Below are 16,820 nucleotides of genomic sequence, written 5' to 3'. Positions count from 1 at the left end.
CCTAGGCTAGAGAATTTGTAGCTTTTCTAGAATGGGGAAACAGCACGGGGAATTTTTTAGTTGGAAGATGCGGCAGGTCAGCGTCAAGTTTTAGTTTGTCAATATCAGAACTGTCTAGCCAGAGGCTCGGCCCAAGTTTTGGCAGCGTTTCAAGCCAATCTGGTTCCTGAGGCCGATATTCAAGCGAGTGGTTGCCTAGGTCAGTGCAATATGGGGCCGAATGTGCGAGTGGTACCCGATGAGGTTTGGTATTGCCGAGTCCAACCTAGCGATGTCCCAGTTGTTGTGAACGAGCATTTGCGCTCAGGGTATGCGGTTGAGCCACTATTACATCCTCGATTTCATCCTAGAAGTGTGTGAGCCTAGACCCGTTACGTGCCAATTAGTTGCAATCTGTTGTGAAATCTATATTTTTCTCAGCAGCATGCTAAGAAACCGCGAGAATTGGCCCACAATATCTGAGGCCATCTTCAGCGATCGCATCGGCATCCTGAAGGTGATGTGAGTTTGTCACTGCTAGCCCAATTTTTCTTTGGAGTGCCAGGAGTTCCGGTGATCTACCGCCGATTGCGTCGCTACTGCTTAGTTGCCTCTGCTGCTTTATCTGCGGCTTTAGTGGTGGGTGGCAGTTCCCCTAAAGCTGCTGCTGTGCCTGCCGATATTTTTAGACCCCATCTAGATCAGATCAGCCAGACTTTGCCGCCAAATTTGGTCATGCGTCTGCCATCGCAAATTAGTTTGAGTGGCCCAGGAGATCAAGATTTTATTGATGAACTCATTGTTAAAGTGTTTCCGTCCCAGTCGCCTCCTGGTATGACCGTGGGGCTGTTCACTTGCGATATTGGCCCTCAGCCTTGCTTGATCGGCAGCTTCTCGGTAGAGAGTAAAAACTCAGAAAGTGCTCAGATCGAACTAAAAAAACATCAAGCTGCGGCGGCTCCGATTAAGTTGGCAGAAGGAGTGCAGGGTCATTTCTTACCAGGCTCTAGCCTTAAACCTGCCTCTCGATTTTCTTCTGTGATCTGGGAACAAAATGGCTTAGTGTACACCGTGAGTTTCTTTTCAGGAGAGCGGCAAAATATTTTGAATATGGCTTACTCTATGGCCAACAATCCACCGATTAACCGCGTTGTTACCCGTCAAAGGATGGTTCGTTAGGAGGCGTGGCGGTCTGAGATTGGAGGGTTAGATTGAGTTGATAACGAATAATTTCGGGTGAATTAGAAAGAATCACAATTTCGTAGTAGCCAGGACGGGGTAGCGTGCCCGACCAACTCGTTTTGGGTGTGTCGTTAATCAGCGCTTGAGCACCAGCGGAACGGCGATCGGGAGAATAAATAGACAACCGGGTGCCTTTACTCGGAGCTTGCAAGGCGACTTGGATCGTCTGCCCTTGGCTTAAATTGGCCACGTAAACTTTGCCTTCCCCAGGCTTGAGAGTGGCTGTCAAGGTTTGGCTAGGGTTTTTAGGGCCAAGCTGGAGCATAGAAAAGGCAGAGCCTGCTTGGATCGCTTTGAAGGTTTCCTCCGCGATCGCGTACCAGACCTGACCAAATCGGTTGGGGTCTAAATAGCGCTCTTGTTGCTCTGGAAACAGATGATAGAACTTGGCATCCACCAACTGGGCAAAGGTCGGACGGCTGAGACGTTGGCGCTCTAGGCCCATTACCCACTGGTCATAGTCTTGCTGACTGTAGCGTCCTAAGCGATTGCGGGACTCTTCGCTAAGGGTTTCTAGCTTATTGAGTAGTTTTTCTGCCGTGGCATTCCACTCGCGGCGCAACGCTCGATCGGATGGCTCGAAGCTGAGACGACGGTCGTTGAGTTCTGAGTGTTCTGTGTAAAAAACCGTATCAACTAAATGCACAAAGAGGTCATAGTTCACCCCCAAACGCCGACGGCGATCGCGCAAAGCTGCATGAATGTCATTCTCGGACTTAGGAGTTGGGCTAGGAGCGGCTGAAGATTTGGTGGCAGTGCGGGACTGAGCCGCTGCTTGCACCACCGTAGGGGCGGAGGAATCTGAGCGGGCTTGCTGCATTTGCCGTAGCGATCGCCAAGCCGTTCCAGCGAGTATCCCCATCACTAATAAAGTGAGTAACAGTGCGGCTACTGCTAGAGCTGAACCCATCCAAGTAATCTCACTTTCCTCTTCTGTCAGGTCTGATAGAGGAATAAAAGATTGTACTTCTGGTGCTAATTCGGGTGCTAATTCTGCCGCTAGCTCTGGTGCTGAGCTTGGCACTAGCTCTGAATTTAATTTTGGCTCAGGGGCTAGCTCTGGCTCTAGCGCTGTTAACGCTGGTTCTGGTGCTACTACAGGCGGCGGGTTGTTGTGTTGGGGAGCTAGCGCCAGGGTAGAAGGTGAGGGAATGTAAATGGGTTGGACAAACAGAGCTTGCAAGGCGCGAATCACTTTACCTGCTGAAGCATAGCGAGTTTGCGGCTTGGCACTCAGCATGCGACTGAGAATCTGAGCGAACCCTGGTGAAACCGTCGCCCAAGACTCCCAGGACCACAGTTGTCGCCGGGAATTGTAGAGCATGCGAGGTTCCTGGCCTGTGAGTAAGACAACCGCCGTCGCAGCTAAGGCATAGAGATCGCTGTTGCGATAAACTGTGCCAGATTGCAGTTGTTCTTTAGGCAGGTAGCCAGATGGGCTGAGATGCCTCCTAGGGCCAGGATAATAAAGTTCTAAGTCAGTAGCGATTTCCCGAATTAAGCCGAAATTGGTCAGTATCGGTGCGCCATCTCGTTGCCGAATCAGAATGCTGGCTGGAGAGAGATTGCCATGAATAATGCCTCGACTGTGAACATGCAGCAATACAGGCAGCACATGCCAAAGCAACTGCATCACTTCTGCTTCTGAGAAAGCCTGGTTCTGGGTTAACCGCTCCTCCAGCCATGCTTGACAAGTGGCCCCCTCAACATACTCTTGCACCACAAAGAAGGAATCGGCATACGTGATGATGCCGCGAAACCGAGGAATCTGAGGATGCTGCAATTCGTAAAGCACTGCTGCTTCTTGTTGAAAGACTCCCCGAATGACTTCGAGTGAGTAAGCGCCAGGATGACGCTGCCTGAACTCTTGCAACAGATACAGCTCATTAAACCGAGTTTGATCTTCGGCCAGATAGATACCTTGCTCCAGCAGGTCGATCAAGTGATATCGCCCTGGCAAAATGGTGCCTAGAGAAAGGGATGGCTGCATAGATCACGGGTAGACTTCACTCAAATCATAGAGAGTCTCATAACTCTACCCAACTAACTGTTGGGAGGATCTTAAGCTTGTAGTAACTTTATTTCTGCTTTTGTAGAATTTTCAGCAAAAACTTAAGGTGCTGGTGGGGTTGGTTCTGAGTCAGGGGAGGGAGAAGGCGGCGCTGAAACAGGGCTAGGAGGGGTAGAGATGACGTTATCCGCCGCCAAGCTTAGTTGAAACGTCACAGGCGATGACGCGCCTGAGACTACCACAAATTCGTAATAGCCATCTTGGGCCAACTTACCCGACCAAGTGGTTTCAGCAGAGTTTTCCAGCAATGGGGGTTGAGAGCTGGTAGGGGGGTAAATAGAGAGTAGGGTATTTTGATCCGCTTGCAGGCTCAACCGAATGAGTTGATTTTGAGAAAGTCGGGCAATATAAGCTTTGCCTTCACCGGGAGCGAGAGTTCCACTAACCTGCTGACTAAATGAGCCTTTAGCAAACTGGATTTCTTCTAGACTGGTTTTTGCTAGCACTGCTTTTAGCTCGTCCGCCGCGATCGCGTGCCAGAGCTGACCAATCGGTTGATTAACAAAATCTTGCCCCTGTTGTTCGGGAAACAGCTGGAAGAACTTGGCATCCGCGAGTGTATAGAGGGCACGGCTACTGAGGTTGAGTCCGCTGAGAATGCCCCGCCAACGATCGCGATCGCCTCGGTCATATTTACCCATCTGGCTACGCGTCTCTGGGCCAACGAGTTCTAATTTGTCGAGCAGTTGATTGGCGCTTTGATCCCATTGGGCGCGTAGGTCAGCATCTTCTGTGCCTGCACTGAGTTGTCGGCCTTGTAGCTCTGGGTGTTCGGCATAGAACACTTGATTCACCAGTCGCACGAAGAACTGATAGTCCACGCTTAAGTTGCGGCGGCGATCGCCCAAGGCTTGCTTGCGGTTTTGCTCCTCCTGAGACAATTCTGAAGCGGGCGGGGGTTCGTTGTTGGGAGCGACAATGGGTTGTTCGGTTGGGTTTCCAGATGGGGTGGGATCGGCCAAATCACCTAGCCAGCGGTTACTCAACCACCAGCCTCCAGCGGCGGCTCCAGCGATCACTAACAACAGTAAGAGCACTTTACCGAAGCCAAACGAGTTGCCACGGCTCGGGGGAGCATAAGCAGGGGGTGGGGCAACGGTGTAGTTGCTGACAGCTTCAGGCTGAGCGGGTGGCCGAGCCACGGCAACAGTCGCAGCAGGGGTCTGGACGGGTGGTGGGTAAACTGGGGCAGGAGCAGGTGGAGCATAAACCGGAACGTTATAGCTATTGAGGTCGTGTAGTACCTCTCGCACAGATTGGTAGCGATCGCTGGGGCGCTGAGCCAACATCCGGTCTAGAATGGCGCTGAGCTTGGGACTGAGGCTGACTTCCTGCCGCCAAACCCAACTCATGGTGTAGCTATCTAACAGATCGGGCGGTTCTTTGCCTGTCAGCAACACTAGGATTGTGACACCCAAGGCATAAAGGTCGCTGTGGGGAGAGGCGATGCCCATCTGTAACTGTTCATCGGGGGCGTAACCGATTTTGCCTAAGCGAGTGGGAGAACTAGCGCTACTGCCTACAGACTGCGCCAGAAACTGCGAGGCTACAGTAGCCGCAACCTGTTTCACGCCGCCAAAGTCAATTAAAACTGGAAGCCAATCAGCGCTCCGCAAAATCAAGTTATCTGGAGAAATATCCCGGTGAATGACGCCTAAAGAATGGATGTAGTCGAGAATCGGTAAGATTTGCAACAGGAGCTGAGTTACTTCTGCTTCATTGAACCGCTGCCCTTGGAGTTTGCGGGTGTCGAGTAAGGCGCGGTAAGTTTGCCCCTCGACATAGTCTTGCACTAAAAATAAGCGGCTGCGATCGGGGAGGGTAGCGCGAAAGAGTTCACGAAACCGAGGAATTTGCGGGTGTTGCAGCTTGTAGAGAATTCCTGCTTCTCGCTCAAACAGTTCTTCGGCTTTTTGCAGAGCGTAGGTGCCTTGAACCTGAGGCGCAAATTCTTTCAGGACACAAGGCTCTTGGAAACGGTTTTGGTCTTCTGCCAAGTAAGTCCGCCCAAAGCCTCCATGTCCCAATTCGCGCACGACTCGATAGCGATCGCCAAGCAGCAGCCCAGCATACACACCAACGCTGACAGGCGCTTGTAGCTTTTCGCCACAGAGATGGCAAAATCGGCTGGCATCCGGGTTTTCGTGTCTTTGACTGCAATAAAGGGGCATGGTAAACCTACAGCACTCCCATTAAATTTCGCGATCGCTCATCGATTTACTAACTACGCGCTGAACCGAGCTTGATCCAGATTACCCTTTCAAAGTGAGAAATTTCGGTGTCTGAGTCAAGGGCTTGGGGGCAAGCACCGATATACCCGTAAGTAGGCATTTCGCGCAGCCACAAAAGAGATAATGAAAGCGATCGCCCCAATTCTCTCTACATTTCCAAACTGGCTATGCAGATCATCAAATGCCTCCACACCGCTTTGCTAGTTGCTGATTTGGCGCGAGCGGAACATTTCTATGGCACCGTCTTAGGCTTGCCGAAAGCCGAGCGATCGCTAAATTTTCCTGGGGCTTGGTATCAGGTGGCAGATTATCAAATTCACTTGATTGTGGCGGACGGTGTTCCTAAGGATTTGGCGAACTCAGAGAAGTTAGGCCGCAATCGCCATCTGGCTTTTTCAGTTGCAGATTTAGCCGCAGCCAAAGATCAACTTTTGGCCCACGGTTGCTCTATTCAAATGAGTGCTTCCGGTCGGCCCGCCCTCTTCACCCAAGACCCAGATGGCAACATCATCGAGCTAGGCGAAACATAAACCGCTTAGAAGCATGAAGTAAATAGCTGCTGAGTGTAAATCTTATTGAGACCTAACCCCCAACCCCTTTTCTGGTAGGGAAGGGGAGCCACATTCAAAGTCCCTCTCCTGTAGAAGAGGGGTTTGGGGAGAGGTTTGAATTCAGTCTAAATTGCTTATTCCTAACTCCATGAAAATCATTGCCTATGTCTACAGCGATCCGTTGCTAGAACCTGCACCCGATCCGGAAATCTGGGGTTGGGAAGTCGATCGCATTTATCAAGACTTGGGAATGCGAGATGCCACCCTCAAGGAAATTGCTTTTCCCAGAGGTAAAGCGGCTCAGCAACAAAAGCGGCCCCAACTGCAACAACTACTTGTTGATTGCCAACAAGACTCTGTTGACTATGTACTAGTGCGCCGTCTAGAAGAATTAGGAGATTCGGTGCAAGAAGTCAGCGATCGCCTCGCCCAGTTAGAAGACCTGAGCGTGCAGTTGGTGGTCTTAGAAACCGCAGTCGGCACTGGCAATCAAACGCCACTGAAGCGCTCTGATTTGCTCAAAGTTTTGGAGGAAGTACAGCAAAGTCAACGGAGTCGTTTGATTCGACAAGGTCATGCCCGCAATCGCATCAAAGCTTTGCCACCACCGGGAAAAGCACCCTTTGGTTATCGCCGGGGCAAAGATCGTTACGCCCTCGATCGCAGCCAAGCCCCGATTGTGAAAGATTTCTTTGAGCGGTTTCTGCTCTACGGCTCTCTGCATGGCGCAGTACGCTACCTAGAAAAAAAACATGGGAAGAAAATTTCGGTTTCAACGGGGCAGCGCTGGCTCAACAATCCGGTGTATCGAGGAGATTTGGCTTACAAAAATGGGGAAGTGATCTCAAATACCCATGTACCGATCATGTCGCGGGAGGAAGCGGCCCAAGTCGATCGCTTGCTGCGGCGTAATCGTCGGCTCCCACCTCGTACCGCTAGCGCTCCTCGTTCTCTGGCGGGGTTGGTGGTTTGTGCTGAGTGTCAATCTGGCATGACCGTGACGCGCGTGACAACTCGCCGTAGTGACCAAGAATATCTCTACCTCCGACCGATCGCTTGTCCCCAGAAACCTAAATGCCGAGCGATTCCTTACGAGCAAATTTTGGAGCAAACCATTCAAACTATTTGCCAGGAGTTGCCGCGAGCGGTGGCTGAGGTGAATATGCCTAATATGGGCGGGATTCAAGGCTCAATTGAGCAGGCGATCGCTAGTAAGCAAACAGTGCTTGATCAACTGCCTGAACTGATTGAGCAAGACATTCTGGATGCTGAAACGGCGGAACTACGCGCCTACAAACTCCGCACCGAAATGTCACAGTTGCAAAACCAACTGGCTCAGCTCCCTCCACCCAATTTACCTGCGATCGCCCAAGCCGTTTCTATTCCTGAGTTTTGGCTGGATCTTTCTGAGTCAGAGCGTCGGTTCTATTTCCGTGAATTCATTCGCCAAGTTCAGCTGATCCGTCAAGACCAAACCTGGCAAGTCCGGTTGGTGTTTATTTTTTAAGCCTGCGTCGCTAGCAAGATTTCTTTAGGAACGGTCAGTACTTCTGGTACGCTGAGGAGTTCTGACTGCTGGAGCGGTAATTCGATCACAAAAGTGGTGCCTTCGCCCGGACTGGAGCAGCAATAAATTCGGCCTTGATGAGCCTCGGTAATGATTTGATACGAAATAGATAGCCCTAACCCAGTACCCACTCCTCTCGGTTTAGTGGTGAAAAAAGGTTCAAATAAATGCTCTTGAATGTCGGAGGCAATGCCAGGACCGTTGTCCGAAATCCAGATGCCTACGCGATTAGAACTGGCAGTAGCTGTCTTAATCACAATTTGTTTGAGTGGTGGGGAAGCGGTAGAACCAATCTGAATTGAACACTTCCCCGGTTCTGCTTCGAGTAAGGCGTCAATTGAATTGCTCAATAAATTCATGAATACTTGGTTGAGCTGATTGATGTGGCATTCTACAGGGGGAATTTTGCCAAACTGCCGCACAATCTCAATTTTCTGTTTATAGCGGTTTTGCAGCAGCACCAAAGTATTCTCAATCCCAGCTTCTAAGTCGGCTGGCTTCATTTCTGCCTCATCTAGGCGGTAAAAGTTTCGCAAGTTCAGCACGAGTTCGCGAATCCGCTCGGTACCCATTTTCATAGAAGCTAGGATGCGAGGGAGGTCTTCTGCAATGAAATCCATTTCGATGTTGGGTAAGGCCGCCTCTACCGCTAGGGTCTCCTGAGGAAAGCGATCGCGATAGGTTTGGAGAACGGCCAATAAATCCTCAACATGCTCCTCCATGTGGGGCAGGTTGCCGTGGATAAAATTGATCGGGTTGTTGATTTCATGAGAAATGCCAGAGACCATCTGCCCCAGCATCGACATTTTTTCAGTTTGCACCAAATGCAAATTCATTTTTTGCAATTCGGTCAAAGCTTCATTCAGGCGCTGATTTTGGGCCTCTAGCTCCTGAGTGCGCCGATCAATCTTCTGCTCTAGTTCAGCGTTGCGCTTTACCAATTGTTGCTGGGCTTCCAAAACCTGCGTTGAGCCAATCAGGAGGCTGTACCGTTGTCTCAAACTCAGAAACGCGATCGCGGGAATCACCGTAATAGCATCAAAGAAAGTTTGCCAACCAAGTGCCGACTCCAAGCCGACTATACTCGTAGCGTGGGCCGCATGGCTCCAACTGCCACTCCAAAAAATCCCAGCAGTAATGGCCGCAAAGGCATCAATGCCAGCCCGACGATTGCGCCACAGACCCAGACTAATTAAAACCGCAATCATCAGGTAGGAACCTGCAATGATCAAATTGGCAGCTCCATTCAGCTCTGCCAAATTTAGCCACGCCCGACTCAACCATGCCCAATTCAACCATGCCAGGTTCGGCCACTCAAGATGTAGATTTGCTGAGAAAAACGCTAGATATAAAAAACAGGCAGGTATCATTTCCGCATTGAATCAAACTGAGTGTTTACCATCACGTTTGTGATTGCAGCCTCGTCAATAGCTACAAATAAATAGCTACAAAATTTTTGCTGCTATCTTTACCTAGACTGGTTCGTCCCCTATGTTTTTTCAGGTAAATATTCAGGATTTTTTGCACCCAATTGTCGAGCCTGAAATCGGACGTAGCAACTTATACAATAACCAAGGCATGATAGAGACCTTGTAAAGTAGCTCGGCGCTTAGGTCAAGATATGAAGAACTAGAGCCAAGAGGTATCAAAATTGCCCAGTACGATCGATCGAGTTCAACCACCTTTGGAATTTATTCCACCTGCTTTCAATCCCTGGGTGCTTCGGGTGACTCAGGGGGTGCTGCCGCTATGGTTGCGATCGCGGACGGCGATCACCCAAATTCAGGCCAGCAATGTTGAGGAGTTGGTAGATTGCTATCGCCAATTTCAAGCGGGCAAAATTCGCTTTCTCATAGCGTTTCGGCACCCTAGCACTGAAGATCCGTTCTGTATGGCGCATCTACATTCCTCGATTTTGCCGCGTGTGGCAAAACAACAAGGAGTGGTGCTGCGGCACCCTATTCATGCCCACTTTATTTACGATCGCGGCATCCCGCTGTGGGCGGGATCACAAATTGGTTGGCTGTATTCACGCCTAGGTGGTACCCCGATTCATCGCGGCAAGGTTGATCGAATGGGTTTGCGATCGGCCCGCAACTTGTTTGTAGATGGCAAATTGCCGATGGCAGCGGCCCCAGAAGGAGCAACCAACGGCCACAACGAAGTGATCAGCCCCTTAGAACCCGGTGTGGCTCAGCTCGGCTTTTGGTGCGTAGAAGATTTGCTCAAGGCCAACCGCTCCGAACAAGTGCTGATTGTGCCAATTGGGATTCAATATCGCTATGTAGAAGCGCCTTGGCAGCAAATCGAGCAGTTGATGAGCCAGCTAGAAGCAGATAGCGGTTTGTCAGGGGCTGATGTTTCTCAGAGCGCGAATACTGCCAATATTAAAGGTCTGCAAGGGCGAGAAGCGCTGCTTTACCTCAGGCTCTATCGCTTGGGTGAGCATGTTCTGACTTTGATGGAAGAATTTTATACTCGCTTCTATCATCGAACAATACCCACGCAGGCTATGCCTGATCTTGAAACGCAAAACTCACCTGAGCAGAGCATTTTTCAATCGGATCAAGCCCCTATTTCTCAAGCCGATCAAGCTTTCACCCGTCGTTTAAGAGCCTTGCTAGATACCGCTTTGCAAGTGGCAGAACAGTATTTTGATTTACACCCTAAAGGTAGCTTAATCGATCGCTGTCGGCGGCTAGAGCAAGCGGGCTGGGACCGAATTTATCGAGAAGACTTCAAAAATCCCGAAAGTGTCTCTCTCTTGGAACGAGGTTTAGCCGATCGCGTGGCCGAGGAAGCCAACCTGCGGATGTGGCACATGCGACTGGTGGAGAGTTTTGTGGCGGTGACAGGGCGCTACGTACTCGAAAAACCAACGGCAGAGCGCTTTGCCGAAACAACTTTGTTGATGTGGGATATGATCTCGCGAATCAAAGGCAATAGCCCGTTTCAGCGGCCTCAATTAGGTAAACAGACGGTACAGATGACGATAGGGCAACCTATTTCAGTTACAGACCGTTGGGGTGCCTATAGTGCCGATCGCCGAGGTGCAAAACAAGCGATCGCAGACCTGACTCAAGATCTGCAAATTGCTCTGGAGAACATGATTCAATAAACCGCTACTCTTTCTGCTCTTGAGTTTTTGCGGGGGGCTTGCCAGAATTCCGCACATTGACCACTTTGCTTAAAAGGTCAAACCAAAAGGATGCCCCCATTGAAATGGCAATGCCACTGACGAGCCAACCCAGAATAGTTTTGAGAAAAGGTAAAGGCCAGCCTCTGCTCTGAGCTGCTTGTGATCTCAAGTTGATGCGGTCCCACCCGATTGGTAAGGGTAGGTCTTGTATAGCCAGATCGACCTGGGTTTGCACTTCAGAAATATTGCTTTGCGGGCGATTCGCAACTTGGGTGGCACTGGTGGCGATCGTGTTTCGTAATACTGTGTCTCTAGCCAAGCGATTCACGATATGGAAGGTATCCGCGTTGGCAGCAAATGCAATTAAAGAGCCGAGTATAATGGCGACGCCTTTGGCATTACGCTTATAAACCCCTGTAGCCCGTTCCATTGAGCGATCGAACCAGGTTTCAATTTCAAACTGAAGCTGCTTCACTTCATTCTCTACAGTGGTTGATTTTTCCTGCGCTCGTCTTGCTAAGACAGTAAGGCTATCTTTAATGGGCCTAGGCAATCGAGCGATCGCGCTCACCACATCGGTGTAGGCAGTAATATTTTTGTCTTGGATGAGGCTGGAGATCTGTTGATAAATCTCGGTATTGTGCTTAATCTCCCAGTCCACCTCCTCTGGAGTCGCACTGAACCAAGCGATCATCGCTACATAATTGTCAAAACTCCTGAAGATAATTCTTTGCTGCTCATCCACACTCCGCAAGAAATCTTTTTTCTGCTTTGGTGTGTTAATTTGGCGCAAAAATTTATCTCGACGCTTCACAGGAACTTGAGCTTTTGCAATATACTGGCCTGCATTGTCAATATAAGCATCGCGGGCTCCCATCATCTGGTTAATTGCAGATAAGAGCTGGATTTCTCCCCGCTCAAAGCTACTAATCACTTCATCCAAGACCTGACGCAAAGTATCTAGTCGGATGTGGAGCTGCGTCCCTCGTGTGATATCTCGAAAGCTGTCTAAAACCGCATCTAATTCGCTGATGAGTTTGTGCTTAAAAGTAGTTAAAGAAATATTTTTTAAGGCATTCAGTTCCGTCAGAAAATCAACATCTGTTAGGTAGCTCTCAGCGTTGTTAATATAGCCGTCCCGTACTGCCAGCATTTGATCAATTAAATCAATGCGGTTCTCAGTTGTGCTTTTGTCATGGATGGCGATCTCACTCAAACTTTGTTGAACTGTCTCCAAATCTGTGTAGAGTGCAGTGCCTTGGGTAATGACATTAAATTTTTCCAAGACAGTTCTAATTTCTTGCACTAACTCATACGCTAGTTTTTCGGGGAGTAAGCCGTTAATTTTTTGTCCAATCAGACTGGAGAGCCTGCGATAAGTCAGACTGTCTTGGTCAGTTACCGCTTCTACAATTTCAACCAAACTTGGTCGAATCAGGCTTTGCAGAACGGGCCTGACTGCGGTCGCACCGCTAACTGGATCATCTTGGAAAATCTCTTGCCTTAAAGCTTGTAGCCGACCGATAAAGGCTTGGGCTTTGGGGTCATTAGGTGAACTGACTTGCCTACACCGCTCAATGTAGCGATCGAGCCGATAAGCAATCCATTTGACGCTGGCTTCTAAAGTGAATTTGTTCGATCTAAAGTCTTCTAGAATCGTGTTGAACTGCTGCGTCAGTACATCAAACTCAGTCTGTAGCTGCGCTTGTAGGGCTTCAGCGTTGGGGTCTATCGCAGTAGCTTGATTCGTTTCAGTTTCACCTAAGTCTTCGAAGGCGACGGGGGAAGTATTTTCTTCTAAGGCTGTTGTCGTGGTTTCGGGGGTGGCAGCAGGAGGAGTCAGCAACGATACCTGAATAGAGGCTTGAGCTTCGGCGATCGCAGCTTGCAAATTAGTTTGAATAAACTCTTCCAGTTTTAATTCACTGAGTTTTTGCACTAAGACTGGAATCCCCGATGTTTCTAAAAGGGTTGTGGTGAAAGTCTCAGCATTGATATAGGATGGGCCGCTGTGTTTGGAACCACCGAAGGTACTTTTGCTCCGCCCCGTAACCAAGCCTTTAATCTGGCGATAAACTGAGCCAAGGCCCCAAGTAATACTCCGCAAAGAAGTCTCTATCCAACCTTTCGCTTCTTGGTTGATATTTTTAATTAACGGATTGGAGTATAGATTGTCGGCAAATTCTCTAACTTGGTTTTCTGCTTCTCCTTCTCCCCCAGTTAGCAAAACTTCAATTGATTTCTTGAGGTGAACCGCCCGCCACTGCAAAAGCGTAGCTAGTAATTCTTGAATTTCCGAAGCAAGCAAGCTCAGAATTAAATAAATAAACATTAATCCAATGGCTATATCTAAAACTAAGGGTAAACTCATGTGCTGCTTCGCTCCAATTCGAGATGCCTGATTCGAGATGCCTGACGATGCCGTGGTTGGCGCATACCACTATACGACGCTCTTCTTTTGACACCTAAATGCCTTAAAGATATTTAAAGCAAAAAAACAGCGATCGCCCTTCCTAAGTTCAGAGCCAGATCGCTGTTTTTTGAATTTTATGGCTTTTAGCTAATGAAAAAAAAGAATTAAATTGGAGTACTTAAACAGTCATTTCTGTTCGGTCGAAAAATCTTAAACCCTTGCCAGAGTGGGGCTATGGCCTCCTATCAGACGTTCAAGCTTCTGCCGACTCTGCTGTTTTGCTACCACAATAGAAGCGAGGTCTGGCATTTCTTGCCAACAATGAGTACAGAACCAATAAACTTCATTGTGACGAGCATGGCGCAGGAGTTGATCAGAGCAGCAAGGGCACTTATTCATATGTTTTTTAACCAATTTGAAGTTGTTAATTCCGCAAAGAAATACTTAGTAGGCTTTGCAGCTCTCTTATTAAACTTAAGTTAGGCCTAGGGGGAAAACAATGGGTTAGTTACCCAATGACTAGGGGGATCTCCCCGTAAAGGTTGTTAAGTTTAATATAAAAAAATGGATGGCCTAGATATTAAAATTCCATGACTGAATGTTGCAAGACGTCCGTCTCTAGGGGGAGTTGCAGCCAGTCTCTCAGTCCCCGAAAGTGCTTCAAAAATAGACACAAAACTTCAATTCTACCTAGGCGATACCCACAGGGTCGCCAAGTAAGTTTTCACAGGTTTAGCAAGTCTTGACTAAGTACAAGTAGCTAATGTGATGTTTAATTCTATCCGGGTACTTAGGGATTAAAAGATAATGAGATAACCAACCAAACTGCATCGGTTTTTGGTTGAAGCTAGTTCACTGATTATAACTTTTATATAGCGATTCCTAATCTGGTGAGGTACAAGTCACAAGCTGAAATCCTTACCCAGCCTGGATATGTGTACCTCATTTCGAGGAAAAACGCTATAAAATTTCCATAAATCTCTAGTTGGGTCGGTGAAGCCATCACTGCGGCAGTGACTCACTCGTAACTCACTGATCTGTATCGTCGAGGTTTACCTGATCAATTAGTTCGTTGATTCTGCCCTGGAAAACTGTGCCTTGTAAGGCATTTTGAGGCACTGTCCACTCTGTAACCACCGCTAAGGTAAGACTTAAAAGCACCACGCTACTGGCGATCGCCAAGAGAGATGGATTTCTAGCCAACCCAAAATCCCGTAAAATCCTCGCGAACGGATGACTCTGGCGACGTAGGGTGCGGCTATCCGCCAGTCGCTTCAGCGTAAATGGGTCACGCACAAAATGACCACTTCGGCTGACCACAAAACGCTCTCGGCATTGCGGACAAGTTAACAACCCATTCAACAACCGATGGGGCCTAATTCTGCCTGCACGATCGCAAAGGGGACAGATGACAGCGTCATGATCAAAAGTGTGAGCATTCATAACTGGCAAAATCACCCAGCTCATTGAATTCTAAGGGATCTTATTGCAATGCGATATCACTGTAACTTAATCAAGCTGTAACAGCCTACCTGATCTAGACCCCCACCCCTAGGACGGAATAGTTCTTGCCTTAGGAACGAGTTTAGTGCTTGTCGTCTACCTTGGAGATCAATCAAAATAAAGAATTAGAAGTACATAAAAGTTAAGCTTTATCTAATTTTTCTATTTACTTTCAATGCCTCCGACTCCTGCACCGGATGAGTTGGCTGAGCAATCTATGCCAGCCCCGTCTGCCTCTCATTTTGCCCATATTTTCAATCGCTTACAACCTACGCCAGAAACGGTTGTGCTAATTCTGGCTATTTTGATTGGCGGCGGCACCGGAATGGGAGTCGTTACCTTTCACTATTTGATTCAGCTAATTCATAGCTTAATGCTAGAGGATTTGATGGGGGCGATCGCGCCTTGGGGAGCATGGACGCTGGCTTGTGTACCCATGCTAGGGGGCGTGATCGTTGGCTTTATGCGATGGCGCTGGCGAGACTTTGGCCCAGGGATTTCCTCTCTCATTGCCGCTACCCAAGGGAAACGAGAGCTATCTCCCATTAGACCCGTGACCAAAATGGTCGCTGCATCAGTGTCTTTGGGCACCGGAGCTTCCTTAGGCCCAGAAGGACCGAGTGTAGAAATTGGCGCTAACTTTGGCATTTTGCTCGGCCAAATCCTGCAAGTCTCCCAAGAGCGACAGCGGCTTTTGCTGGGAGCAGGGGCAGCGGCAGGACTGGCCGCAGGATTCAATGCGCCGATCGCAGGTGTATTCTTTGCCCTCGAAGTTGTCTTAGGCACTACCTTTGCTACCTCAGCCGTGAGTGTTGTGCTCTTAGCGGCGGTGGTCTCAGCTTTAATCGCGCAAATTGGCTTGGGGGCACAGCCTGCCTTTGCCTTGCCTGCCTATGACGTTCGTAGCCCTCTAGAGTTACCGCTTTATCTCGGTTTAGGGCTATGCGCCAGTTTGGTCTCGGTGACTTATACCCAAACCATCAAGCTGGCTCAAGCCTTTTTTCGGGGCCAAATTCCAGGTTCAGCTTGGATGAACCGTATTCCCCATCCAGTTCACCCCGTCATAGGTGGAGCCTGCGTCGGGTTAGTCGCGCTTGCCTTGCCCCAAACATTGGGCATCGGCTATGAAACCATTGAGGCTTTGCTCCGAGATGTAGAATTCTCGCTACCCCTATTGCTGTTACTGCTGGGTTTCAAACTCGCTCTGACGGCTCTCAGTTTGGGGAGTGGTTTGGTGGGGGGTATATTCGCCCCAGCGATGTTTTTAGGGGCAGTGTTGGGCGCAAGTTATGGCAAAATTCTGGCTGTGATCCTGCCCACAGCCGCAATTAATATGGCTGCTCCGCCTGCTTATGCAATGGTCGGGATGGCCGCTGTTTTAGCAGGTAGCGTCCGAGCCCCACTCACCGCAATTTTGCTGCTGTTTGAACTGACGCGAGACTACCGAATTGTTTTGCCGCTGATGGCTGCTGTAGGCTTGAGTGTCTGGGTCATTGAGTCACTCAAGCCGATTTCACCGCAAGGTTTAGATTTGAAGCAAATGGGTGTTAACGTAGAACCCGATCAAAGTCAGGAAGCGTTAAAGCACTTAACTGTGGAAGATGCAATGCAACCCTCCCCGTTAATTCTGCCTGACTCTCTATCGGTTCTAGAAGCCAGTCATATCTTGCTGAACCAACATCTGCATAGTGCTCTGCTAGTAGATGCAGCAGGAGAACTGATGGGGATTGTGACGCTGCAAGACATCAATCGAGCGCTAGCCGCTTTACGAGTGCCTGAAAACCTGACCCCAAGCGCTTTACCAGCTCAATCGCTAGAAATTCAGCCCGTCAGTGAAATTTGTACGAGTGAGCTGTTGTATGCCTACAAAGATGAATTAGTCACGGAAGCGATCGATCGCATGGCCGCGAGAGGTTTACGTCAATTGCCAGTGGTCGATCGAGATCAACCTCATCAGATTCTAGGGCTGTTAGAGCAGGAGAAGATTGCCCTTGCTTGCAGCTTAGCTACGACTCGCAAAGCTCTGCATCAACATCTGGAGACTGCTTTAGATCAAGAAACTGAAAAGCTTGCTCTACCCACAGTAAAGCAGCCCGCTTAAATGGCAAAGCGAGCTGCTCCAAA

General features: G+C 49.1%; 11 protein-coding genes. 6 read left to right on the top strand and 5 right to left on the bottom strand.

The window, feature by feature from the left end:
* Positions 1-60: 60 nt before the first annotated feature.
* A complete protein-coding gene (locus KME12_12185) occupies positions 61-360 on the top strand; it encodes a (2Fe-2S) ferredoxin domain-containing protein (GenBank protein MBW4488539.1) in 300 nt (99 codons plus the stop codon).
* A gap of 141 nt (positions 361-501) precedes the next feature.
* On the top strand, positions 502-1,158 hold the full coding sequence (locus tag KME12_12180) for a hypothetical protein (GenBank protein ID MBW4488538.1): 657 nt from the start codon (positions 502-504) through the stop codon (positions 1,156-1,158).
* On the opposite strand, the gene KME12_12175 is transcribed toward KME12_12180, so the two are convergent.
* Positions 1,133-3,211: a protein kinase gene (locus KME12_12175; GenBank protein MBW4488537.1), complete on the bottom strand. Its 2,079-nt coding sequence runs from the start codon at positions 3,209-3,211 to the stop codon at positions 1,133-1,135. The genes KME12_12180 and KME12_12175 overlap by 26 nt on opposite strands.
* Positions 3,212-3,333: 122 nt before the next feature.
* Entirely contained in the window at positions 3,334-5,463 is a 2,130-nt protein-coding gene (locus KME12_12170; protein MBW4488536.1) for a protein kinase, read from the bottom strand.
* Positions 5,464-5,690: 227 nt separating this feature from the next.
* Here KME12_12170 and KME12_12165 point away from each other — a divergent pair, with 227 nt between their 5' ends.
* A complete protein-coding gene (locus KME12_12165) occupies positions 5,691-6,053 on the top strand; it encodes a VOC family protein (protein MBW4488535.1) in 363 nt (120 codons plus the stop codon).
* 169 nt (positions 6,054-6,222) lie between these two features.
* Positions 6,223-7,581, top strand: a complete 1,359-nt coding sequence (locus KME12_12160; GenBank protein ID MBW4488534.1) for a recombinase family protein — start codon at positions 6,223-6,225, stop codon at positions 7,579-7,581.
* Here the strand turns inward: KME12_12160 and KME12_12155 are convergent.
* Positions 7,578-8,936, bottom strand: coding sequence for a sensor histidine kinase (locus KME12_12155; GenBank protein ID MBW4488533.1), 1,359 nt, complete (start codon positions 8,934-8,936; stop codon positions 7,578-7,580). The genes KME12_12160 and KME12_12155 overlap by 4 nt on opposite strands.
* A 356-nt stretch (positions 8,937-9,292) precedes the next feature.
* On the opposite strand from KME12_12155, the gene KME12_12150 reads away from it, so the two are divergent.
* Positions 9,293-10,759 (top strand): 1-acyl-sn-glycerol-3-phosphate acyltransferase, encoded by a 1,467-nt coding sequence (locus KME12_12150; protein MBW4488532.1) that lies wholly within the window; start codon positions 9,293-9,295, stop codon positions 10,757-10,759.
* A 4-nt stretch (positions 10,760-10,763) separates the two neighbouring features.
* Here KME12_12150 and KME12_12145 read toward each other — a convergent pair whose 3' ends face one another.
* Complete coding sequence (locus tag KME12_12145) at positions 10,764-13,151, bottom strand: hypothetical protein (GenBank protein MBW4488531.1); 2,388 nt, start codon at positions 13,149-13,151, stop codon at positions 10,764-10,766.
* Between the two features lie 1,071 nt (positions 13,152-14,222).
* A complete protein-coding gene (locus tag KME12_12140) occupies positions 14,223-14,660 on the bottom strand; it encodes a hypothetical protein (GenBank protein MBW4488530.1) in 438 nt (145 codons plus the stop codon).
* A gap of 211 nt (positions 14,661-14,871) precedes the next feature.
* On the opposite strand from KME12_12140, the gene KME12_12135 reads away from it, so the two are divergent.
* Entirely contained in the window at positions 14,872-16,797 is a 1,926-nt protein-coding gene (locus tag KME12_12135) for a chloride channel protein (protein ID MBW4488529.1), read from the top strand.
* Positions 16,798-16,820 lie beyond the last annotated feature (23 nt).

The sequence above is a fragment of the Trichocoleus desertorum ATA4-8-CV12 genome, from assembly GCA_019358975.1.
GTDB classification, from domain to species: Bacteria; Cyanobacteriota; Cyanobacteriia; order FACHB-46; family FACHB-46; genus Trichocoleus; species Trichocoleus desertorum_A.
Note: the sequence above shows the minus strand (reverse complement) of the source record. Positions and strands in the feature narration are given on the sequence as shown.